The organism is Serratia sp. CY40230 (assembly GCF_052168835.1).
Classification (GTDB): Bacteria; Pseudomonadota; Gammaproteobacteria; order Enterobacterales; family Enterobacteriaceae; genus Serratia; species Serratia nematodiphila.
On sequence record NZ_JBJNLX010000001.1, the window covers coordinates 656,246 to 675,961 of the forward strand.

At 59.1% G+C, this 19,716-nt stretch carries 19 protein-coding genes; 12 read left to right on the top strand and 7 right to left on the bottom strand.

Annotated features, from left to right (window positions below; genetic code table 11):
- The first annotated feature begins 46 nt into the window (after positions 1 to 46).
- The 4 genes from ACJ8IJ_RS03125 to ACJ8IJ_RS03140 all read left to right on the top strand — a co-directional run bounded on the left by ACJ8IJ_RS03125 (position 47) and on the right by ACJ8IJ_RS03140 (position 4,230).
- Positions 47 to 1,012, top strand: coding sequence for an MBL fold metallo-hydrolase (locus ACJ8IJ_RS03125; protein ID WP_265261271.1), 966 nt, complete (start codon positions 47 to 49; stop codon positions 1,010 to 1,012).
- 402 nt (positions 1,013 to 1,414) lie between these two features.
- On the top strand, positions 1,415 to 2,257 hold the full coding sequence (fdhD, locus tag ACJ8IJ_RS03130) for a formate dehydrogenase accessory sulfurtransferase FdhD (RefSeq protein ID WP_265261270.1): 843 nt from the start codon (positions 1,415 to 1,417) through the stop codon (positions 2,255 to 2,257).
- A 58-nt stretch (positions 2,258 to 2,315) separates the two neighbouring features.
- On the top strand, positions 2,316 to 3,233 hold the full coding sequence (locus tag ACJ8IJ_RS03135; RefSeq protein WP_004935069.1) for a bestrophin family protein: 918 nt from the start codon (positions 2,316 to 2,318) through the stop codon (positions 3,231 to 3,233).
- Between the two features lie 34 nt (positions 3,234 to 3,267).
- Positions 3,268 to 4,230 (top strand): Dyp-type peroxidase, encoded by a 963-nt coding sequence (locus ACJ8IJ_RS03140; RefSeq protein WP_015378313.1) that lies wholly within the window; start codon positions 3,268 to 3,270, stop codon positions 4,228 to 4,230.
- A 26-nt stretch (positions 4,231 to 4,256) separates the two neighbouring features.
- Here ACJ8IJ_RS03140 and arsC read toward each other — a convergent pair whose 3' ends face one another.
- The 3 genes from arsC to ACJ8IJ_RS03155 all read right to left on the bottom strand — a co-directional run bounded on the left by arsC (position 4,257) and on the right by ACJ8IJ_RS03155 (position 6,388).
- Positions 4,257 to 4,688, bottom strand: coding sequence for a glutaredoxin-dependent arsenate reductase (gene arsC / locus ACJ8IJ_RS03145; protein ID WP_004935075.1), 432 nt, complete (start codon positions 4,686 to 4,688; stop codon positions 4,257 to 4,259).
- A gap of 14 nt (positions 4,689 to 4,702) precedes the next feature.
- Entirely contained in the window at positions 4,703 to 5,992 is a 1,290-nt protein-coding gene (locus tag ACJ8IJ_RS03150) for an arsenic transporter (protein WP_004935077.1), read from the bottom strand.
- Between the two features lie 69 nt (positions 5,993 to 6,061).
- Positions 6,062 to 6,388, bottom strand: a complete 327-nt coding sequence (locus ACJ8IJ_RS03155) for a metalloregulator ArsR/SmtB family transcription factor (RefSeq protein WP_131164840.1) — start codon at positions 6,386 to 6,388, stop codon at positions 6,062 to 6,064.
- Positions 6,389 to 6,539: 151 nt separating this feature from the next.
- Between ACJ8IJ_RS03155 and ACJ8IJ_RS03160 the strand changes: the two genes are divergently transcribed.
- From ACJ8IJ_RS03160 to ACJ8IJ_RS03175, 4 genes are all read left to right on the top strand, one after another.
- Positions 6,540 to 7,649: a YbdK family carboxylate-amine ligase gene (locus ACJ8IJ_RS03160; RefSeq protein WP_049188347.1), complete on the top strand. Its 1,110-nt coding sequence runs from the start codon at positions 6,540 to 6,542 to the stop codon at positions 7,647 to 7,649.
- Positions 7,650 to 7,744: 95 nt separating this feature from the next.
- Positions 7,745 to 7,924 carry a hypothetical protein gene (locus ACJ8IJ_RS03165; RefSeq protein WP_004935085.1) on the top strand — a complete coding sequence of 60 codons (180 nt, stop codon included), beginning with the start codon at positions 7,745 to 7,747 and terminating at the stop codon, positions 7,922 to 7,924.
- A gap of 213 nt (positions 7,925 to 8,137) precedes the next feature.
- Positions 8,138 to 8,734, top strand: coding sequence for a hypothetical protein (locus tag ACJ8IJ_RS03170; protein WP_131164841.1), 597 nt, complete (start codon positions 8,138 to 8,140; stop codon positions 8,732 to 8,734).
- A gap of 2 nt (positions 8,735 to 8,736) precedes the next feature.
- Positions 8,737 to 9,510, top strand: coding sequence for a DUF3307 domain-containing protein (locus ACJ8IJ_RS03175; RefSeq protein WP_049300282.1), 774 nt, complete (start codon positions 8,737 to 8,739; stop codon positions 9,508 to 9,510).
- Positions 9,511 to 9,558: 48 nt separating this feature from the next.
- On the opposite strand, the gene mgtA is transcribed toward ACJ8IJ_RS03175, so the two are convergent.
- Both mgtA and ACJ8IJ_RS03185 read right to left on the bottom strand, forming a co-directional pair.
- Positions 9,559 to 12,258 (bottom strand): magnesium-translocating P-type ATPase, encoded by a 2,700-nt coding sequence (gene mgtA, locus ACJ8IJ_RS03180; protein ID WP_033632698.1) that lies wholly within the window; start codon positions 12,256 to 12,258, stop codon positions 9,559 to 9,561.
- Between the two features lie 244 nt (positions 12,259 to 12,502).
- Complete coding sequence (locus ACJ8IJ_RS03185; RefSeq protein WP_004935097.1) at positions 12,503 to 13,201, bottom strand: MgtC family protein; 699 nt, start codon at positions 13,199 to 13,201, stop codon at positions 12,503 to 12,505.
- Between the two features lie 434 nt (positions 13,202 to 13,635).
- Here ACJ8IJ_RS03185 and ACJ8IJ_RS03190 point away from each other — a divergent pair, with 434 nt between their 5' ends.
- Positions 13,636 to 13,797 carry a hypothetical protein gene (locus ACJ8IJ_RS03190; protein WP_442518250.1) on the top strand — a complete coding sequence of 54 codons (162 nt, stop codon included), beginning with the start codon at positions 13,636 to 13,638 and terminating at the stop codon, positions 13,795 to 13,797.
- A 61-nt stretch (positions 13,798 to 13,858) separates the two neighbouring features.
- The gene (locus ACJ8IJ_RS03195) at positions 13,859 to 15,244 is read left to right on the top strand and encodes a CoA transferase (protein WP_049188338.1); all 1,386 of its coding nucleotides are present in this window, start codon (positions 13,859 to 13,861) and stop codon (positions 15,242 to 15,244) included.
- Here ACJ8IJ_RS03195 and ACJ8IJ_RS03200 read toward each other — a convergent pair.
- Positions 15,241 to 16,116, bottom strand: coding sequence for a LysR substrate-binding domain-containing protein (locus ACJ8IJ_RS03200; protein ID WP_049188336.1), 876 nt, complete (start codon positions 16,114 to 16,116; stop codon positions 15,241 to 15,243). The genes ACJ8IJ_RS03195 and ACJ8IJ_RS03200 overlap by 4 nt on opposite strands.
- Before the next feature lie 101 nt (positions 16,117 to 16,217).
- On the opposite strand from ACJ8IJ_RS03200, the gene ACJ8IJ_RS03205 reads away from it, so the two are divergent.
- Complete coding sequence (locus ACJ8IJ_RS03205; protein WP_442518251.1) at positions 16,218 to 17,633, top strand: pyridoxal phosphate-dependent decarboxylase family protein; 1,416 nt, start codon at positions 16,218 to 16,220, stop codon at positions 17,631 to 17,633.
- A gap of 13 nt (positions 17,634 to 17,646) precedes the next feature.
- On the opposite strand, the gene ACJ8IJ_RS03210 is transcribed toward ACJ8IJ_RS03205, so the two are convergent.
- Positions 17,647 to 18,288: a GNAT family N-acetyltransferase gene (locus tag ACJ8IJ_RS03210; protein WP_004935112.1), complete on the bottom strand. Its 642-nt coding sequence runs from the start codon at positions 18,286 to 18,288 to the stop codon at positions 17,647 to 17,649.
- Positions 18,289 to 19,084: 796 nt separating this feature from the next.
- On the opposite strand from ACJ8IJ_RS03210, the gene rcsA reads away from it, so the two are divergent.
- Complete coding sequence (gene rcsA, locus ACJ8IJ_RS03215) at positions 19,085 to 19,714, top strand: transcriptional regulator RcsA (protein WP_004935115.1); 630 nt, start codon at positions 19,085 to 19,087, stop codon at positions 19,712 to 19,714.
- Positions 19,715 to 19,716: the final 2 nt, after the last annotated feature.

The following is a 19,716-nucleotide window of genomic DNA, read 5'->3' on the forward strand; positions in this document are numbered from 1 at the left end:
TAATACTATTGAGATCTGAATGCGATTTTTTATTCCAGGAGAGTTTATGAAACAGAGTTTAGCGCAGAGAAAAACATGTTGGTTGCTTGCTGCAGCCGGCTTGTTGATTACCTCTGCCGCACTTGCGGAGACGAACAGTCAGGCTCCCGGTTACTATCGAATGCCGCTGGGGAAAATGACGGTGACTGCCGTTTCAGACGGTACCGTTACACTCCCACTAGAGCAGCTGTTGACAAATATTTCCCCAGAAACACTGCAAAAACGCCTGGCTGACGATGGAATATCGTCATTAGCAGAAACCTCAATCAACACCTTTGTTATTGATACTGGTAAACAAAAAATCCTTATTGATGCCGGCGCCGGTTCGCTGATTGGCAAGACAGGAGGTCATCTGTTGGATAACTTGCGGGAAGCGGGTTATCCGCCAGAAAGCATTGATGCAGTACTCATTACCCATATTCACAGCGACCACTCAGGCGGGATCTCATTAAATGGGAAGCCGGCATTCCCAAATGCGCAAGTATACGTTGAGCAAAAAGACGCCGAATTTTGGTTAAACCCTGCCGCCAACCTTAATAAAGTATCGGAAGATAAAAAAGGCATGTTCAATGAATCAGTAAATGCGTTTAACCCTATAAAAACGGCTGGCAAGTTGCGAACATTTAATGCCCCGGCAACGCTGGTGGGAGGCATTCGTGCATTCCCAGCCCCCGGCCATACGCCAGGAAGTGTTATCTATCGCGTGGAAAGCGAAGGCCAGTCATTGATTTTCTGGGGTGATTTGGTTCATGTCAAGGCAGTGCAAATGCCCGATCCTAAAGTTGCCATTCATTTTGATTTTGACCAGCCGCAGGCGATAAAAACGCGCGAGCGTATTTTGGCGCAAATAGCGAAAGAAGGGAGTTGGGTTGGAGCAGCTCATTTTTCATTCCCTGGATTCGGCCACGTAAAAACCGATGGCAATGGCTATCGCTGGATCCCTGCCAATTACACTATTAAGGTAGCGCAGTGACAGCATAACCCCTTCGCTCGGACGCCGGGCGAAGAACCAACTTATCAATCGTATATCTGCATGACTTGCTTTCCATTAGCAGGTCATCGTCGTTACGCACGCCAGGCAACATGCTTTTGCAGGTTCACCTTTGGGGCAATACCAATCGGGTTAAGGATCGATTGAGCGATCCATATTTAAGACGCAATAACCGCGCCACGGCATAGAGCCATTTTCTTATTCCTCCCACCAATACTCCGCTTGGTTTCAGCGAGATCTACAGATTCCCCCCTCTGATCAGCCGCCTGATTAACGTCGCCCCGTTTCGCCCTGTTCAAGCACGCCATCTATGATAAAATCAGCTATCACTCATCAGACTCTATCTGACGCCGGCGCTGTATCCGCCGGCGCCGCGAAACCATCATGAACAAGCATTTGATTCTCGACGAACCCGGCGATGCCGACTCGGCCTGCCTGTCGCGCCACGCGGTCTGGCAGCGCAACGATCTGGCTCAGGCGCAGCAGGATTGGCTGGCGGAAGAAGTGCCGGTTGCCCTGGTGTACAACGGCATTTCCCACGTGGTGATGATGGCGACGCCGAAAGACCTGGCGGCCTTCGCCATCGGTTTTTCGCTGTCCGAAGGCATCATCGCCTCACCCGACGATATCTACGACATCCGCCAGCAACCGGCCTGCAATGGCATTGAAGTGCATGTGGAACTCTCGAGCCGCCGCTTTATGCAGCTGAAAGAGAAGCGCCGCAGCCTGGCCGGCCGCACCGGCTGCGGCGTCTGCGGGGTCGAGCAACTGCAGGAGGTCGCTCAGCCCATCGCGCCGCTGCCTTTCACGCAGCGTTTCGATTTGGCGCTGCTCGATCGGGCGCTGGCGCAGCTGCAGGAAGTGCAAACGGTGGGGAAACTGACCGGCTGCACCCACGCGGCGGCCTGGATCCAGCCGGACGGCGCGCTCAGCGGCGGATGTGAAGACGTCGGCCGCCATGTGGCGCTCGACAAACTGCTGGGTTATCGCAGCCAACAGGCGTGGTCGCAAGGGGCGGCGCTGGTGTCGAGCCGCGCCAGCTATGAAATGGTGCAAAAATCCGCCATGTGCGGCGTCGAGATCCTGTTCGCCGTTTCCGCCGCCACCCGCCTGGCGGTGGAGGTGGCCGAGCGCAGCAACCTCACGCTGGTGGGCTTCAGCAAGCCGGGGCGCGCCACCGTCTATACGCACCCGCAGCGGCTCTGGCAATCGACAACGGCGGCCTAACGCCGCCGGATAAGAATCGACTATTCTCAATAGCAGGACACCAGGAAGCGCCCACGTTATGATAATCCGCCCGCACCAGAACTGGTTTTTTCGCCTGTTCGCCTGGCACGGTTCCGTGCTGTCAAAGATCACCTTTCGCCTGTCGCTGAACGTGCTGATGTCGATAGTGGCGGTGATCAGCTACCAATGGTACGAACAGCTCGGCGTGCATTTGACTATCGCGCCGTTCAGCCTGCTGGGCATCGCCATCGCGATTTTTCTCGGCTTTCGCAATAATGCCGGCTATAGCCGCTTTGTCGAGGCGCGCAACCTGTGGGGCTCGCTGCTGATTACCGAGCGATCCCTGCTGCGCCAGATCAAAAGCCTGCTGCCGGACGAACCGGCGGTGCAGCAAAAGGTCGCCAAGCTGCTGATCGCCTTCAGCTGGAGCCTGAAGCATCAGCTGCGCGCCACCGATCCCACCGCCGATCTGTACCACAATCTCAGCAGCAAAGAGCTGGCCGAAGTGATCGCCAGCCCGATGCCGACCAACCGCATCCTGCTGATGCTGGGCCAGGAGATCGGCAAGCTGCGCCGACGGGGGCTATTGAGCGACATCACTTTCGAGCTGCTCGACAACAAGCTGAGCGAGCTGTCCCACGCCCTCGGCGGCTGCGAACGGCTCGCCAGCACCCCGGTACCGTTCGCCTATACCCTGATCCTGCAGCGCACCGTTTACCTGTTCTGCAGCCTGTTGCCTTTTGCCCTGGTGACCGATCTGCATTACATGACACCGTTTGTTTCGGTGTTCATTTCCTATACCTTCTTATCCTGGGACTCACTGGCCGAAGAGCTGGAGGATCCGTTCGGCGTGTCGGCCAACCATCTGCCGTTAAACGCCATTTGCAACACCATTGAGCGCAACCTGCTGGAAATGAATGACCAAAGCCCGCTGCCACCGCCGATGAAACCCGACGAGCACTTTAATTTGATCTGAGCTATTTCACCCGAACACACTGGAGCCGAATGCAATGAATGCAAATACCCCCCTGCCGCAAGCCGTATTCACGCCGGTGACGCGCCATGCCATCTTTATCGTCGCCACCCTGTCGCCCGTTCCCGCCCATCTGGCGGCGGTTCGCGCCTGGTGCGGCGACATCGCCGCCGTGGTGCGTTCGGTCGGCAAACGCGCGCCGGCGGGCAACCTCACCTGCGTCTGCGGCTTCGGCTCCGAGGCCTGGGATACGCTGTTCGGCGCGCCGCGCCCTCGCCAGCTGCATCCGTTCAGCCCGATCGGCAGCGGGGAACGCGTCGCCGTTGCCACGCCCGGCGATATCCTGCTGCATATCCGCGCCGATGAAATGGATCTGTGTTTTGAACTGGCCTCTCAGCTGATCGGCAAGCTAGGCGACGCCGTGACGGTGATCGAGGAGGTGCACGGCTTCCGTTACTTCGATCAGCGCGCCATGATCGGCTTCGTCGACGGTACGGAGAACCCGGAAGGGCATGAAGCCTTCGATTACACGGTGATCGGCGACGAAGACGCGGCGTTCAGCGGCGGCAGCTATGTGCTGGTGCAGAAATACCTGCACGACATGCAGGGCTGGAATTCGCTCAGCGTGGAAACGCAGGAGAAGATCATCGGCCGCCATAAGCAGTCCAACATCGAGCTGGATGAAGCGGTCAAACCGTCGTCGTCGCACAGTTCGCTGACCACCATCACCGACGAGCAAGGCAACGAGGTGAAAATTCTGCGCGATAACATGCCGTTCGGTCGCCCCGGCCTGCGCGAGTTCGGCACCTACTTTATCGGCTATGCGCGCTCCCCGCAGCCGATCGAGCAGATGCTGGAAAACATGTTTATCGGCCGCCCGGCCGGCAACTACGATCGGCTGCTCGATTTTAGCCACGCGGTGACCGGCACCCTGTTCTTCGTGCCTTCCGCCCCGCTGCTGGAAGCGCTGGCCGATCGCAGCGGCGCCGAACTGCACTGATTGGCCGAAATGCAGGGCCGCAGCGATCAGCCTTTGGTTATCCTGCGGCCCTGCGCGTCGATCACCGGCTCGCCGTCCTCTTTGCTGAAGGCGCCGCGCTGCGGATCCGGCAGAATCTCCAACACCGCCTCCGACGGACGGCACAGGCGCGTGCCAAGCGGCGTCACCACGATGGGGCGATTGATCAGGATCGGCTGTTGCACCATGAAGTCGATCAGTTGATCGTCGCTCCAGCCGGCTTCGTCCAGCCGCAGTTCGGCGTAAGGCTCGACGTTTTTACGCAACAACGCGCGTGGCGTCATGTTCATGTCGGCCAGCAACGCAATCAACCGTTCGCGGCTGGGGGGCGTTTCCAGATACAGAATCACCTCCGGCTCAGCGCCGCTGTTGCGGATCAGCGCCAACGTATTGCGCGACGTGCCGCAGGCGGGGTTGTGATAAATTTTGATGTCGCTCATGTCAGTTGCTCCGGTTATGGCAAAACGGACAGCCGCAGCACCAGCGCGGCCAGGGTGACGAACAGAATTGGCAGCGTCATCACCAGTCCCACGCGGAAATAATAGCCCCAGGTAATGACGATGTTTTTCCTTGCCAACACATGCAGCCACAGCAGCGTAGCCAGGCTGCCGATCGGGGTGATTTTGGGGCCGAGATCGCTGCCGATGACGTTAGCGTAAATCATCGCCTGCCTGATGACGCCTTCCGCGCTGCTGCCGTCGATAGACAACGCCCCTACCAGCACCGTCGGCATGTTATTCATGACGGAAGAGAGAAACGCGCTCAGGAAGCCGGTGCCGAGCGTCGCCGCCCACAGCCCCTGCCGCGCCAGCGCATCCAGCACGCCGGACAGCAGATCGGTCAAGCCGGCATTGCGCAGCCCATAGACCACCAGATACATACCCAGCGAGAAAATCACGATCTGCCAGGGCGCCCCGCGCAGCACTTTGCCGGTATCGATCGCCCGCCCGCGTTTCGCTACCGCCAGCAGCACCAGCGCGCCGCAGGCGGCGACCAAACTCACCGGCACGCCGAGCGGTTCCAGGGCGAAAAAGCCGATCAGCAACAGCGCCAATACCGCCCAACCGGCTCGAAACGTCGCGCGATCGCGGATCGCTTCCCGCGGTACCGGTAAACGCGTCAACGCGTAGCCCGGCGGAATATCCTTGCGGAAGAACAAATGCAACATCACCAGCGTCGCCGCCACGGCGACGAGGTTGACCGGCACCATCACCGCCGCATACTCCGTAAAGCCCAAGTGGAAGAAATCCGCCGAAACGATATTCACCAGGTTGGACACCACCAGCGGCAGGCTGGCGGTATCGGCGATAAAGCCCGCCGCCATGACGAAAGCCAGCACCGCCGCAGGACGAAAACCGAGCGCCGACAGCATGGCGATCACGATCGGCGTGAGGATTAACGCGGCGCCGTCATTGGCGAACAGCGCCGCCACCGCCGCGCCCAACAGGAGCATATAGGTAAACAGCCAGCGGCCCTTGCCGTTGCCCCAGCGCGCGACGTGCAAGGCGGCCCAGGCAAAAAAGCCGCTTTCATCCAGCAACAGGCTGATGATGATGACGGCGATAAAGGTCGCAGTCGCATTCCAGACTATCTGCCATACCACGGGGATGTCGCCGACGTGCACCACGCCGCTCAATAATGCCAATCCCGCCCCGATCGACGCACTCCAGCCAATACCCAACCCCTTCGGTTGCCAGATGACCAAGATCAACGTCAGAATAAAGATCGCCCCTGCCACTATCATCGCTGTCCTTCCGCCCCTTTAAGTTTACATATTCGATTTTTCATATGTGTTTGTGTAAATTTTTTACCGTTACGGGCAACCTTTCGCCACGCGTTGCGCTAACTCCGTCATCCGTTCTGGCCGGCACTGATAAGCCTGCTCAATAATCGCCGCCGCCCAGGCCGGCATATGCGGCGACAGGCGATAATGTATCCATTTACCCTCGCGCCGATCGAGCAGCAGCCCGCTTTCACGCAGCATCGCCAGATGCCTTGAAATCTTGGGTTGCGGCAGCGCCAGTGCGCCCGACAGCTCGCACACGCACAGTTCACCGGCGTGGCGCAACAGCAGCACCAAGGTCAGACGCGTCTCGTCAGACAGGTTTTTAAACAGCTTCAGCGGCGTCAATGACGGCATGTCACACTCCCGTTAACCTTTCTCTTCACCACAACTCGCTCGTGAAGATACCAGCTTCACATGCGAAAAAACAAATATAAAATGCAAAACGTTGCCCCCCTCACCGAGACATATACTTATCTTTATGCCGTTCTTGCAGGAAGGAGGTAGCATGCCGCTCACATTCAAACGTTCGGAAAGGCTCTCCATCGGCACCGAAATAGAGTTACAGCTGGTCGATGCCGAGCACTACGATCTTACGGATCGAGCCGATCGGGTAGTCAGCGCGGTCGGCGACCGCCGGCGCGTCAAGCATGAGCTCACCAAATCGATGGTGGAGCTGAACAGCTCGGTGCACCGCGATCTCGATGAGCTGCACACCGAGCTGCGCGCCCTGACCCATACCGTCCGGCGCAGCGCGCAACACCTGGGCTGTGACGTCTGCGGCGGTGGCCGCCACCTGAGCAACGACTGGCGCAAGCAGGTCATCAGCGACAACGCGCGCTACAGGCAGCTGGCCAGCCGTTTTGGCTATCTCTCCAAGCTGGCCTGCGTGTTCGGCCAACACATTCACCTCGGCGTCAACGACGGGGACGAAGCGATGTACCTGTGCCATGCGCTGACGCCCTACTTTCCGCAGTTGATCGCGCTCAGCGCCTCGTCGCCGCTGTATCAGGGGGTCGACACGTGCTTTGCCAGTTCCCGCTTCAGCGCCCAGAACTCCTTCCCCAACTACGGATGCCTGGAACACATCTACAGCTGGCATGAATTCAACGCCTACTACGAACGGTTGAATGCCGCAGGCGTGATTGAAAGCGTCAAGGATATTTACTGGGATGCGCGGCCAAAACCGGAGCTGGGCACGGTAGAGATCCGCATCTGCGATACGCCGCTGCGCCTCACCCACGCCGTGCTGCTGGTCGGTTACTGCCGCCTGCTGGCCGATTTTCTGTTGCAGCACCGCTCACCGATCGCGCCGGAATACGATGCCTTCACCAATTACAACAAGATCAACGCCTATCGCAGCGGCTTTGCCGCCGAATACGTCGATCCCGCGACGCTGCGCCGCAGCAGCCTGACCGCCCACATCCTGCACACTCTCGAAGCGCTGAGCGGTTTTGCCGAGCGACGGGAGGATCGTGCCCTGCTGCAGGCCGTCGAGCGCCATGTCCGCCAGGGCATCAGCGATTCGGAGCATATCCGCCAGATGTTGCACAACGGCCTGCCGCAAGCTCAGGTGATCAAGCGCCTGTGCGATGAGCTGTTGCAGCCTGCAAGTTAAGTTTCGGCTATCGATTCCATACGCCAAAGCCGCTGTTCATTATGTGCTCTTTCGCTACAATCGTGAGCACTGACATTCACCGTATCGAGGACACCATGTACAACTTCTCCCGCTATCAGGCAAAAGAACTGGCGCTGGCTTACATGAGCGGCAAAAAACACGATCTGTCGCCGCAGGAATTTTTGCAGCAGCTGAAAAGCAGCGAGCGATCGTTTGAGCATCTGCTGAAACACGGCAGCGAAATGCCGCGTGACGTGCTGGTTAAAAGCTTCTGAACAACCGGTTGCCGGCCATTTTCCCTCTACGCCGCCGGTGGCGAGCCTGCCAGGCCCGCGCATTCCCGGCCGTTCATCCCACGTTCCTCATCCTGCCTCGTTTCGCCTTCACAGGCGAAAACCCCATAAATTCGCACCTAGAGGCGAATTATTGACATATTCGTATCCAGGTGCGAATTTATAGTCATCCCTCCGCAAATAATGGAACACGCCATGCCGACGCCAATCAGCGTAATCAGCGGCGATCTGGTCGATTCCCGCCGATCAGACACCGTCAACTACCTCAATGGGCTGCATAACCTGCTCGATCGGCTGCTGCGTGACGGGCGGCTGCATCAGGTGGAAATCTTTCGCGGCGATGCCTTCCAGGCGCAGGCCGCCCCGGAGGACGGGCTGTTTCTGGCGGTGTACATACGCCTCGCGCTGCGGGCGATAGGCGCCGCGCACTGGGATGCGCGCATCGCCGTCGGGCTGGGTAGCCAACGGCCCGACGCCGCCGGTTACGGCAGCGCCTTTATCAACTCCGGCAGCGCGCTGGACGCCATGGCAAAAAATTGCCGGCTGGCTCTGAAAACCGACAACGATCGGACAAACGCCATTGTCAGCGATCTGCTGCCGATGTTAGATCATGTGATTGGCCGCCTGTCACAGGCCGAAGCGCGCATCGTTCAGGCGAGAATGTTCGCCGACAGCGGCGCCGCCGTGGCGGACCAGCTGCAAAAAGCCGCCTCCACGGTCTCCGCCGCGCTGAAACGCGCGGCCTACGAGGAAATCATGCGGTTTATTCACGCCATTAACAGGATCGTCTGACCATGGATCTGACCTATGCGCCTTTGCTGGCCTGGCTGTTGCTCGTCCATCTGCTGGCGGATTTTCCGCTGCAGCCGCTGAGTTGGGTGGAAGATAAAATCCAACATCGCGCGCGTTCGCGTTTTCTGCTGTTGCACGCGTTGCTGCACGGGGTGCTGGCCGCCTGGGTAGTGGCCGGTTTCGGCCTGCTGCACGGCGGACTGTCTTCACTGCAGGTGCTGGCCAGCCTGCTGGCCATCGCCGTCAGCCACTACCTGATCGATTTGCTGAAAGTCACCGCGATGAACCGCCTGAGCCCGGCCCGCAGCTTTCTGCTCGATCAGGGATTGCATCTGGCGGTGATCGCCTTACTGTGGCTGGGGCTGACGCCGAATGCCGGTGAACTGCTCGCCGCGCTGGGGCGGCAGCTGGGGCGTTGGCAAACCGGCCTGGTGCTGGTGGCCTACAGCCTGATTTATCTGCCGATGAGCCTGCTGATAGGGCAACTGCTGGCGCACTGGACGCCGCAAATGCCGCCTTCGGCCAAGGCCGACAACGACTCGCTGCTGCGCGCGGGCAAACAGATTGGCTACCTGGAAAGAACGCTGATCCTGACCTTCGTGCTGCTGGGGCAAATTCCGGCGATCGGTTTTTTACTGGCGGCCAAATCTATCTTCCGTTTCGGCGATCTGCGCCAAAGTGACGATAAGATGCGTACCGAGTATGTGCTGCTCGGCACGCTGTTTTCCTTCACGCTGACCATCATGCTCGGCCTGCTGGTCAACAAACTGCTGTAGCGGTGCGGGGGCGAAAAATTTCGCCCCCGAAGTGAACGCCGAGGCGGCTTACAGCCACTCGCCAAAGCGGCGGATATAGAAACGCTTCATCAACTGCGCGACCACGCAGTAGCTGACCAGCGTTGCGGCCAACCACGGGAAGTATTCCCACGGCAGCGGCTGCAGGCCAACCAGGGCGCCGAGCGGCGAGAACGGAATGTAGATGCCGAGCGCCATCACCAACCCGGTGGTCAGCAACACCGGCAGCGCCGCGGTGCTCTGAATGAACGGGATCTTCTGGGTGCGCAGCATATGCACCACCAGCGTTTGCGACAGCAGCCCCTCAATGAACCAGCCGGACTGGAACAGCGCCTGGTGTTCTACGCTGTTGGCGGCGAACACGTACCACATCAGCGCATAGGTCGTAATATCGAAGATCGACGAGGTCGGCCCAATCCACAGCATAAAGCGCCCGATGTTTTTGGAATCCCACTTGCGCGGCTTGCGCAGGAACTCTTTGTCCATCTTGTCCCACGGCAGCGACAGCTGGGAAATGTCGTACATCAGATTTTGAATCAACAGGTGGATCGCCAACATCGGCAGGAACGGGATGAAGGCGCTGGCCACCAGCACCGAAAACACGTTGCCGAAGTTGGAGCTGGCGGTCATGTTCAGGTACTTGATGATATTGCCGAAGGTCTCGCGCCCTTTGATCACCCCCTCTTCCAGCACCATCAGATTCTTTTCCAACAGGATGATGTCCGCCGACTCCTTGGCGATGTCAGTGCCGGTGTCGACCGAAATGCCGACGTCGGCATCGCGCAGCGCCGGCGCATCGTTGATGCCGTCGCCGAGGAAGCCGACGGTATGGCCGTTGCTCTGCAGCATTTTCAGCACCCGCGATTTTTGCAGCGGCGTCAGCTTGGTGAAGACCGTGCGTTGTTCCACTTCGCGCGCCAACTCTTCGTCATCCATCTGTTCAATCTGCAGCCCGGAGAGCGGCTCACCCGGCTCCAGCCCGACATCGCGGCAAATCTTGCAGGTGATCACCGGGTTGTCGCCGGTCAGCACCTTCACCGTCACGCCGTTTTCCTGCAGTGCGGCGATCGCCTGCTGCGCGCTCTCCTTCGGCGGATCGAGGAAAGTCAGCAGCCCTTGCACCACCATGTCGCGTTCGTCGGCCACGCTCAGCGGTTCGGCTGGGCGCTGCGCATCCAGCTCACGCGTCGCCAGCACCAGCACGCGGAAACCGTCTTCGTTATACTCGCGGGCCAGCGCCTGCAGCGCCGCACGGCGCGCGTCGTCCAGTTCCAGCGTTTTGTCGCCTTCGCGCACGTGGGTGGCGATCTCGAGCATCTCCTCTACCGCGCCCTTACAGATCAGCTGCTGCGTGCCATTTTCGTCCGCCACCACGATCGACAAACGGCGGCGCACGAAATCGAACGGCAGCTCATCCACCTTGCTGAAACGGCCCAGGGCTTCGATCCCCGGTTTGCCGCGCCCGAAACGGATCACCGCCTGGTCCATCAGGTTCTTCATGCCGCTCTGATGGAAGCTGTTCAGCCAGGCCAGGTGCAGCACCTCGTTATCCCTGGCGCCAGTGACGTCGATGTGGTGCTCGAGAATGATGCGATCCTGGGTCAGGGTGCCGGTCTTGTCGGTGCAGAGCACGTCCATGGCGCCGAAGTTCTGAATGGCGTTCAGGCGCTTCACCACCACCTTGCGGCGCGACATGGCGATCGCCCCTTTCGCCAGGTTGGAGCTGACGATCATCGGCAGCATTTCCGGCGTCAGGCCGACCGCCACCGCCAATGCGAACAGCGCCGCCTCGCTCCAGTCGCCTTTGGTGAAGCCGTTGATCAGCAGCACCACCGGCACCATCACCAGCATGAAGCGAATCAGCAGCCAGCTGACGCTGTTCACCCCGCGATCGAACGCGGTTTGCGCCCGCGAACCGACGATCGACTTGGCCAGCGAGCCGAAGTAAGTGCGCCCGCCGGTTGCCACCACCACCGCCGTGGCGGTGCCGCTGGCGACGTTGGTGCCCATCAGGCAGATATTGGACAGCTCAAGCAGCGCGTTCTCGCTGGACACTTCCCCTTCGCTCGACTTCTGCGCCACGTTGCCCATGGCATCGTATTTCTCGATCGGGATCGCTTCGCCGGTCAAAATCGCCTGGCTGATGAACAGATCGCGCGAGGCGATAAGACGCACGTCGGCCGGCACCATGTCACCGGCGGAGAGCTGAATGATATCCCCCGGCACCAGTTCGCGGATCGGCACTTCCAGCGTCAGCGGATGCGCGCTGTAGCTGCTGCGGCGCAGCACAGTAGCGGTGGTGCGCACCATCGACTTCAACGCTTCCGCCGCTTTGTTGGTGCGGTATTCCTGCCAAAAACGCAGCAGCCCGCTCAACGTGACCATGGTCAGGATGATGATGACGCCGGTGAGTTCAGTTTCTTCACCGCTCTGGAGCGGCAGCCAATAATCGGTAAAGAAACTGATCGCAGCCAGCACCATCAGCACGAAGATAAACGGGTTGTTGAAGGCCTTGATCAACTGAATCAAGGCATGCGGCGCCTTGTCGTGGGCGACCTGGTTGGCGCCGAACTGCTCCAGCCGCTCATCGGCATCGTCCTGGGTCAAGCCGTTGCGGTTGCACTTCAGGTTCGCCAGCGTTTGGGCGATGCTGTTGGTCGCCTCTTGCGCAATGGCGTAGGTCACCGCGTCTTTATCACGGCGACGCATTCTTTCATTAATCTGAGTCATAACGCTATTCTCTTATTTTCGTTCTGCGCACAGGGAGATCCCGCCCGATAAACAGGTGACTCTGCGCAGAGTGGAATTTTTTAATTAGCGTGACTGAATAGCGTGATTACCCTGTCAGCCACGCAAGAATCATTTCCCTTCCGGGGTCATCGTCCATAACGCCTCCTTAATGCTCCGCGTTATTCAAGGCACTCATGAATAAAACCGAACATATAATCAAGTTAATCAATATTTATATTATTACTCAGACCGGTAATTCGGACGCGACGCGCCAACGCACGGCACTCACGCTTTTTTCCAGACTGACGCGGCAAACAATACCCTCAATTTCTTTTTGCGCGGCCGGCGTAGCGGTAATTTCCGCGCACACTTCCAATTGCCCAGGGCTGGCAATATCGGCGCTGCGCAAGGATTGCAGCCGCAAGGCGACGCCGTTCAGCGCCTGCAGAATCAGGGTGCGCACCAGAATTTCATCCTGCTCGCCGCAGGTCACCTGAATGCGATAGCACAGTTCCAGATCGGTCGCCTGCTGGTGCGGCTGCAGGTTGATGCGCTGCGCGGCCTCGCGCAGCAGGATATTGGCGCACAGGATCACCAGCGTGGCAACCACCGCATCCCAATGCTGGCCCAGGCCGCACAGGACGCCGATCCCCGCCGAACACCACAGCGTGGCGGCGGTGTTGAGGCCGCGAATGTTCAGCCCTTCACGCATGATTACGCCGGCGCCGAGGAAGCCGATACCCGAGACGATCTGCGCGGCCACCCGGCCGGCGCTGGCCGGATCGGTGGACATGGAGCTGAGAATGAAGACCGCCGCACCGGTCGCCACCAGCGCATTGGTGCGCAGGCCGGCCATGCGTTGGCGCCACTGACGCTCGGCGCCAATCACCGCGCCCAGGCACATCGCCAGCAATAAATTTAAAACGAAAGGAGTCATAGCCATGACTTTCCCCTTAATTAACCACAGGAGATAAAATCATGTGCTGTTTAGCACACGCGAAAACGCGCTGAAAATAAATCAGCGAATCAGCGTGTCATGCCTGGAGGGAAAAGGCTGTGGCTGCAGAATACCATAATAACGTCCAACTCAATTCGCCTGAAGCCACCTGGCATCAGGAAACGTTTTCTTATTCGGGTATGCACAGCTCAGAAATAACTGGAGAGGGGTGCTGCCCGCCGATAACGGCAAGCAACAAATCAGAAGAGAATTGGTCAGCTTGCCTTATTTATTTTATTACAACTACAACTGTCCAATTGGGTTTCTCCACCGAAATTTTGGCTGAGTATAGTGACGTCGGGTAATGAAGTAAAGGCCAATTTATTAAACGAAAAATAAACTGGAATACCGCAATGATATTCCAATGTCACAAATAGAAGATGGCGACATTGGGTGCCGACGCCGCCTTCCGGCCGCTGCATCAGGCCCTGTGGGACAAAGCGCTGACCGCCAACTTCAGCGCGCAGCCATTCGTCGGCGTAGCGGCCCACAGCCTGTGCGCCAAACTGGCCGATGGCCGCACGTTCGACGTTGCGCCTTAGCAAGGTCACCGGCGGTGGGCTACGCTAGGCTATATTTCCGACGACCCGCAAGGAGTGGCCGATGACGCCTCTGATCCACACTCTGCTCGACGAAATTTGGCAAAGCCTGGGGCAGCGCCCCGCTCCCGCCGGCCGGCTAACCGTAAGCGGCACCGGCGCATTGCCTTCGGCTTTTCCCGTAACCGAATTGGCTACCGCCGCCTGGAGCGCCGCCGGTCTGGCCTGCGCCGAGTTGCTTCGCCGCGAGGCAGCCGACGCGCCGCAGGTCTGGGTCGATCAACGCCTGGCCTCGCTCTGGTTCGGCTGGACGCTGCGTCCGCTGGGGTGGACGCTGCCCGCGGCCTGGGACGCGCTGGCCGGCGACTATGCGACGACGGATGGCTGGATACGCCTGCATACCAATGCGCCGCACCATCGGCGAGCGGTGGAGCAGGTGCTGGGTTCGGCATCGGATAAAGGCACGCTGGCGGAACGCGTGCTGGGCTGGAAAAAAAGTGAGCTGGAGGAAGCGGTGATCGAAGCCGGCGGCTGCGCGGCCCAAATGCGCTCGGCGGCCGCGTGGCGACAACATATTCAGGGCAAAAGCGTAGCGCTCGAACCGCTGATCCACGCCTCGCTGCAGCCGGAAGCGCCACCGCCGGGCTGGGCGCTTCCCGTCGCCCGGCCGCTGCACGGCGTACGGGTGCTGGATCTGACGCGCATTCTCGCCGGGCCGATCGCCACGCGTTTTCTTGCCGGTTTGGGTGCCGACGTGCTGCGCATCGATCCCTACGGTTGGGATGAGCCCGGCGTTGAACACGAAGTCATGCTGGGCAAGCGCAGCGCGCGCCTCAACCTGACCAATGCGCACGATCGCCATACGTTTGAACATCTGCTGAGAAACACCGACGTGATCGTGCACGGCTACCGTGCCGGTGCGCTGGAGAAGTTGGGTTATGGCGCGGAGGAAAGGCGCGCGCTGGCGCCGGGCCTGATAGACGTCTGCCTGAATGCCTACGGCTGGAGCGGGCCGTGGCGCACCCGGCGTGGTTTCGACAGCCTGGTACAGATGAGCTGCGGGTTGGCGGAGGCGGGCATGGTTTGGCGCAGCGCCAGTTTGCCGGTGCCGTTGCCGGTACAGGCTCTGGATCACGCCACCGGCTATTTGATGGCTGCGGCGGTGCTGACCGGTATGGCGCAGCGCCTGAGCCGCGGCACCGGCTACCACGCGCGGCTGTCGCTGGCGCGCACGGCGCAGCTGCTGCTGGCGCATCCCTGTTCGGCAGATTATCGGCCGGAACCGCTGGCGCCGGCCGGCCCCGCCGACGAGAACCCGGAAACGGAATTGACTTACTGGGGGGCCGCGCAACGCCTGCGCGCCCCGTTAAGCCTGCAGGGCACGGCGCTGCAATGGGCGCTGCCGGCGACTACGCTCGGCACCTCGCAACCGGAATGGCTACGCCGCTAAATCGCCGCCAACTGTTGCTGCAGCCACTGCAGCAAGCGGGTGACCGCCGGCGTCAACCCGGCGGTCTGCGGCCACACCAGATAAACGTCGTCATCGCTCAGGCGACAGGGCGCGGCCAACGCCACCAGTCTCCCGGCGTCGAGGGCATCCTGCACCAGCAGCTTTTTCGCCAGCGCGATGCCAAACCCTTGCTCCGCCGCGCGAATCAACAATCCGGCATCGTTGAACAACGCCTGTTGCCGCCCGCACAGCGAGCGCCCTTGCGCATTGAACCAATCGCGCCAGGGACTGACGTCGTGCTCGAGCAACGGAATATCGCCACCGTTCTCGAACGCCGCCCCCCATTCTCGCGCCATATCCGGCGAAGCGACAGGCAGCACGTCACCCGACGCGATGCGCTGCGCCTGCAGCCCCGCCCATTGACCGCTGCCGATGCGGATCGCCGCATCGAACCCTCGCTGCGACAGATCCTGCAGCGCCAGCGACGCATCGATATCCAGCGCAATATCGGCGCAGGCCTCATGAAAAGCAGGCAGACGCGGCAACAGCCAATAGTGGGCAAAAGACGGCAACACGCTGATGCGCAGCGTCTGGCTTGTAGCCGCACGCCGGGCGCGGGCGATACCCTGCTGCAGCGCCTGCAGCGCCGGTTCCACCGCCGCCAGCAACTCTCGCCCGGCGGCATTCAGGCGCACACCGCGCCCGCACCGTTCAAACAGCGGATAGCCGACCGCCTGCTCCAGCAGCTGAATTTGCTGGCTGACCGCACCGTGCGTCAAATGCACCTGCTGCGCCGTGGCGCGCAAATTTTCCAACCTGGCGGCGATCGCAAAGGTCGGCAAGACATGCAGGGGAATGCGTTCATTCATCATTGGTTAACCAGGCTATCCAAAAAGGTTATTTTTCATCGATTTTGACCGGCAGGCAAATGTTCTATGTTTACCCCATCATCCCTGACGCTTTCGGAGCCACCATGCACCCACGTTTACAACAGGATCTCGCGCAGTTTCCGCAGATCCTCGACCACACCCGCCAGTTGGCGGAAGATTTTCTGACCGGGCTGCAGCAACGCTCGGTCTGCCCGCCGCTCGAGCATCAGCAGCTGCAACCGGGCGACGATCGACTAGATGAAAACGGCGAAGGCGCCCTGGCGGCGCTGGAGCGCTTTTGGCAACGTTATCAGGCCGGCATTTCCGCCAGCGCCGGCCCGCGTTATTTCGGCTTCGTCACCGGCGGCGGCACCCCGGCGGCGGTCGCAGCGGACTGGCTGGTTAGCGTGACAGACCAAAATAGCTTGCTCAGCCATGATACCATCGCAGCCACGATCGAGCTGGCGGCCGTGACGCAGTTGAAATCCCTGCTGGGCCTGCCGGAAACGTTCAGCGGCAGCCTGGTCAGCGGCGCGACCATGGCCAATTTCACCGGGCTGGCCATTGGCCGGCAGTGGCTGGGACAACAGCACGGCGTGGATATCGCCCAACAAGGCCTGGCGGCGCTGGGTTCCATCCGGGTATTGTCGGCCAATCCACATTCCAGCACCGTGAAGGCGCTCAGCATGCTCGGTATCGGCCGCGAAGCGCTGACGACCGTCGCCAGCCTGCCGGACTCGGAAGCCATGGATATGGAAGCACTGGAACGGCAGCTCGCCGCCGGCGCCGGCCAGCCAACGTTGGTGCTGGCCAGCGCCGGTACGGTCAACACCGTCGCGTTCGACGACCTGCCGCGTCTGCTGACGCTGCGGGAGCGTTATCCATTTTGGCTGCATGTCGATGCTGCATTTGGCGGCGTAGCGGCCTGCTCACCGCTATACGCTCCAAGGCTTGAGGGCTGGCAGCATGCCGATTCCATCACTGTCGACGCACACAAATGGCTGAACGTGCCTTATGACAGCGCGATCCAATTTACCCGCCATTTGGATCTGCAAATGCAGGTATTTCAGAACCATTCGGCCTACCTGGAAGCACCGACATTACGGCCAGACAACTATCTGCATCTGACGCCGGAGAATTCGCGCCGCTTCCGCGCCCTGCCGCTCTGGCTGACGCTGAAAGCCTATGGCCGCAGCGGCATACGGGATATCGTCGAGCGCAACGTCCGATTGGCGCAGGCGCTGGGGGCGGCGCTGGCAGCCGATGACGGTTTCCAGCTGCTGGCGCCGGTGAATTTGAACGTGGTCTGCTTCGCACTCAGCCATCCACAGGGCGACAGCGAGGCGGCGCGCGATCGCTTTCTCGAGCGCCTGAGCCGGCACGGCGTGGTGTGCTGCACCCCTACGCGTTATAACGGTCAGCCGGGGATCCGCGCCGCACTGGTCAACTGGATGACGGAGGAACAGGACATCCGGCTGGCGTTGGACTCGCTGCGCCATTGCCTGGCGGAAACGGCCTAACGCGCGCGGCGTATTACCCGAGTTGGAAGGTCTGCAAACGCCGTTCTTGCCGCCCGTCATCGCCGATATTATCCGGCGACAGCCAGGCGGCAAACGCCGCGCGCCGCGCCGGCCATTCCCCGTCGACGATCGAGAGCCAGTCGGTGTCGCGCGTGCGTCCTTTGACGACGACGGCCTGGCGGAAGGTGCCTTCATAGCGGAAACCCAAGCGCTCGGCGGCCTGGCGTGAAGGAAGATTGAGGCTATCGCATTTCCATTCGCAGCGCCGGTAGCCAAGATCGTCGAACAGATGCCGCAGCATCAGGAAAATCGCCTCGCTGCCCAGCGCGCTGCGCTTCATCAGCGGCGACCAGTTGATGGTGCCCAGTTCGGCCACGCCGTTGGCAGGATCGATGCGCAAAAAAGCGCAGCTTCCCACCGCACGCCCGTTTGACTGATCGATCACTACCATCGTGTTTCTGTCAGCGCTGGACGCCTGAGCCTGAAGGTAACGCTGGAAATCTGCGCGCGACTGCGGCCGTTCCCAAAACAGATAAGTCCAGTCGCGATCGTCCTCGGCGGACTGATAAGCCTGATAAAGCGCCTCCCCCCAGCGCTCGAGGTTAAGCGGTTCGAGGCGGCAAAACCGCCCTTGCAGTGGCGAGTGCCCGGGCATACCTGCCGGCTGCCAATGAGGGAGGGCTTCGCCTATCGGCTGCCCATACTGATTCCGTCTCACCGCGACATCCTGTTTTTGAAAGGTGGAGAGGCAAGTTAAAACCAACGCGGGCCAGAGACAACTCCGACCTGCCATTCCTCCCCTGCGGATCGGGCAGCAGGATGATAGTTTAGAGAAATCACTCAATCACCGTTAAGCATTCACGAAAACTATTTCATGTAAAATAAATATCCAGATAACTCATTGTAAAACGGTGATTTATAGCAACAAATAAGCTACACATTCCGGCCATAATGTTAACTTTCGTTTGCCGTTATGATAAAAAAAGAAGTGCTAACCATTAGCACGGAAAGCAGAAAAACACCATAATTTAATGATTTTTAAATAAAAAAAACAAAAACCTCAGAGAGGGTATTTTTTAATCACTCAAAAAATGCGCTGAAATACTTCAAAAAAACGACACATGAATTTTTTTTAAGACTTTTCCTAGCAAACTAAAATTTTGTTTCGTGACATGATGAACAGATTCGCGGCAAGCAATGCAGACAGGCACGGGCGCCAAGCGCAGATCAGGCTCAACATGCCGAAGCTGGACGAGCAGCAGATCGCTCTGACTTAAGCCAAACTTATAGATTCATGCAATTAATAAGTTTAGTATGAAAATATCATTGAGTGATGCCGTGTTTATTGATAGAACACTCGCTACACTGAATTATTGCTCCATTTTGCCTTTCGGCTTTTTAGGCTTTTTCTCATATTACCGCAGTAAAACGGATTTAAGTGGGGGTGCGATATGCCAACGATTATCATGGATTCATGTAGCTATACCAGATTGGGGTTAACCGACTATCTGACTTCGCATGGCGTGAAGAAGCGCCATATTAATGCCATCGAGGACATTGACAGCCTGCATGAAAAATGCAGCAAGTTGAATCCGAGCCTGGTGTTTATTAACGAGGACTGCTTCATCCACGAAGCAAACGCCACCGAGCGAATAAAACGGGTGATTTCACTGCACCCGGATACGTTATTCTTCATCTTCATGGCCATTACCAACGTACATTTCGACGATTATTTATATGTTCGCAAGAACGTCATCATATCGTCAAAATCCATCAAGCCAGAGACTATGAATCAGCTACTTAGCCACTATCTCGAGAGAACGTCCCTCCGTACGGAGAAATCCTCTCTGGATCAAACGCCGGTAACGCTGAGCCAGACTGAATCAAACATGTTACGCATGTGGATGTCCGGTCAAGGCACCATCCAGATATCAGACCAGATGCAAATAAAGGCCAAAACGGTCTCTTCCCACAAGGGAAACATCAAGCGGAAAATAAAAACGCACAACAAGCAGATCATTTATCACGTTGTTCGTTTGACCGATACATTGACCAGTGGAATATTCGTCAATAGCCGCTGAAC

Excerpts from the sequence above, each read along its gene's own strand:
- arsC (WP_004935075.1), bottom strand. The coding sequence starts at position 4,688 with ATGAGCGACATCAAAATTTATCACAACCCCGCCTGCGGCACGTCGCGC.
- ACJ8IJ_RS03140 (WP_015378313.1), top strand. The coding sequence starts at position 3,268 with ATGAATGCAAATACCCCCCTGCCGCAAGCCGTATTCACGCCGGTGACG.
- ACJ8IJ_RS03160 (WP_049188347.1), top strand. The coding sequence starts at position 6,540 with ATGCCGCTCACATTCAAACGTTCGGAAAGGCTCTCCATCGGCACCGAA.
- ACJ8IJ_RS03185 (WP_004935097.1), bottom strand. The coding sequence starts at position 13,201 with ATGGCTATGACTCCTTTCGTTTTAAATTTATTGCTGGCGATGTGCCTG.
- ACJ8IJ_RS03125 (WP_265261271.1), top strand. The coding sequence starts at position 47 with ATGAAACAGAGTTTAGCGCAGAGAAAAACATGTTGGTTGCTTGCTGCA.
- ACJ8IJ_RS03175 (WP_049300282.1), top strand. The coding sequence starts at position 8,737 with ATGGATCTGACCTATGCGCCTTTGCTGGCCTGGCTGTTGCTCGTCCAT.
- ACJ8IJ_RS03165 (WP_004935085.1), top strand. The coding sequence starts at position 7,745 with ATGTACAACTTCTCCCGCTATCAGGCAAAAGAACTGGCGCTGGCTTAC.
- mgtA (WP_033632698.1), bottom strand. The coding sequence starts at position 12,258 with ATGACTCAGATTAATGAAAGAATGCGTCGCCGTGATAAAGACGCGGTG.
- rcsA (WP_004935115.1), top strand. The coding sequence starts at position 19,085 with ATGCCAACGATTATCATGGATTCATGTAGCTATACCAGATTGGGGTTA.
- ACJ8IJ_RS03200 (WP_049188336.1), bottom strand. The coding sequence starts at position 16,116 with ATGATGAATGAACGCATTCCCCTGCATGTCTTGCCGACCTTTGCGATC.
- ACJ8IJ_RS03210 (WP_004935112.1), bottom strand. The coding sequence starts at position 18,288 with ATGCCCGGGCACTCGCCACTGCAAGGGCGGTTTTGCCGCCTCGAACCG.
- ACJ8IJ_RS03205 (WP_442518251.1), top strand. The coding sequence starts at position 16,218 with ATGCACCCACGTTTACAACAGGATCTCGCGCAGTTTCCGCAGATCCTC.
- ACJ8IJ_RS03155 (WP_131164840.1), bottom strand. The coding sequence starts at position 6,388 with ATGCCGTCATTGACGCCGCTGAAGCTGTTTAAAAACCTGTCTGACGAG.
- ACJ8IJ_RS03195 (WP_049188338.1), top strand. The coding sequence starts at position 13,859 with ATGACGCCTCTGATCCACACTCTGCTCGACGAAATTTGGCAAAGCCTG.
- ACJ8IJ_RS03150 (WP_004935077.1), bottom strand. The coding sequence starts at position 5,992 with ATGATAGTGGCAGGGGCGATCTTTATTCTGACGTTGATCTTGGTCATC.
- ACJ8IJ_RS03135 (WP_004935069.1), top strand. The coding sequence starts at position 2,316 with ATGATAATCCGCCCGCACCAGAACTGGTTTTTTCGCCTGTTCGCCTGG.
- ACJ8IJ_RS03170 (WP_131164841.1), top strand. The coding sequence starts at position 8,138 with ATGCCGACGCCAATCAGCGTAATCAGCGGCGATCTGGTCGATTCCCGC.
- fdhD (WP_265261270.1), top strand. The coding sequence starts at position 1,415 with ATGAACAAGCATTTGATTCTCGACGAACCCGGCGATGCCGACTCGGCC.
- ACJ8IJ_RS03190 (WP_442518250.1), top strand. The coding sequence starts at position 13,636 with ATGGCGACATTGGGTGCCGACGCCGCCTTCCGGCCGCTGCATCAGGCC.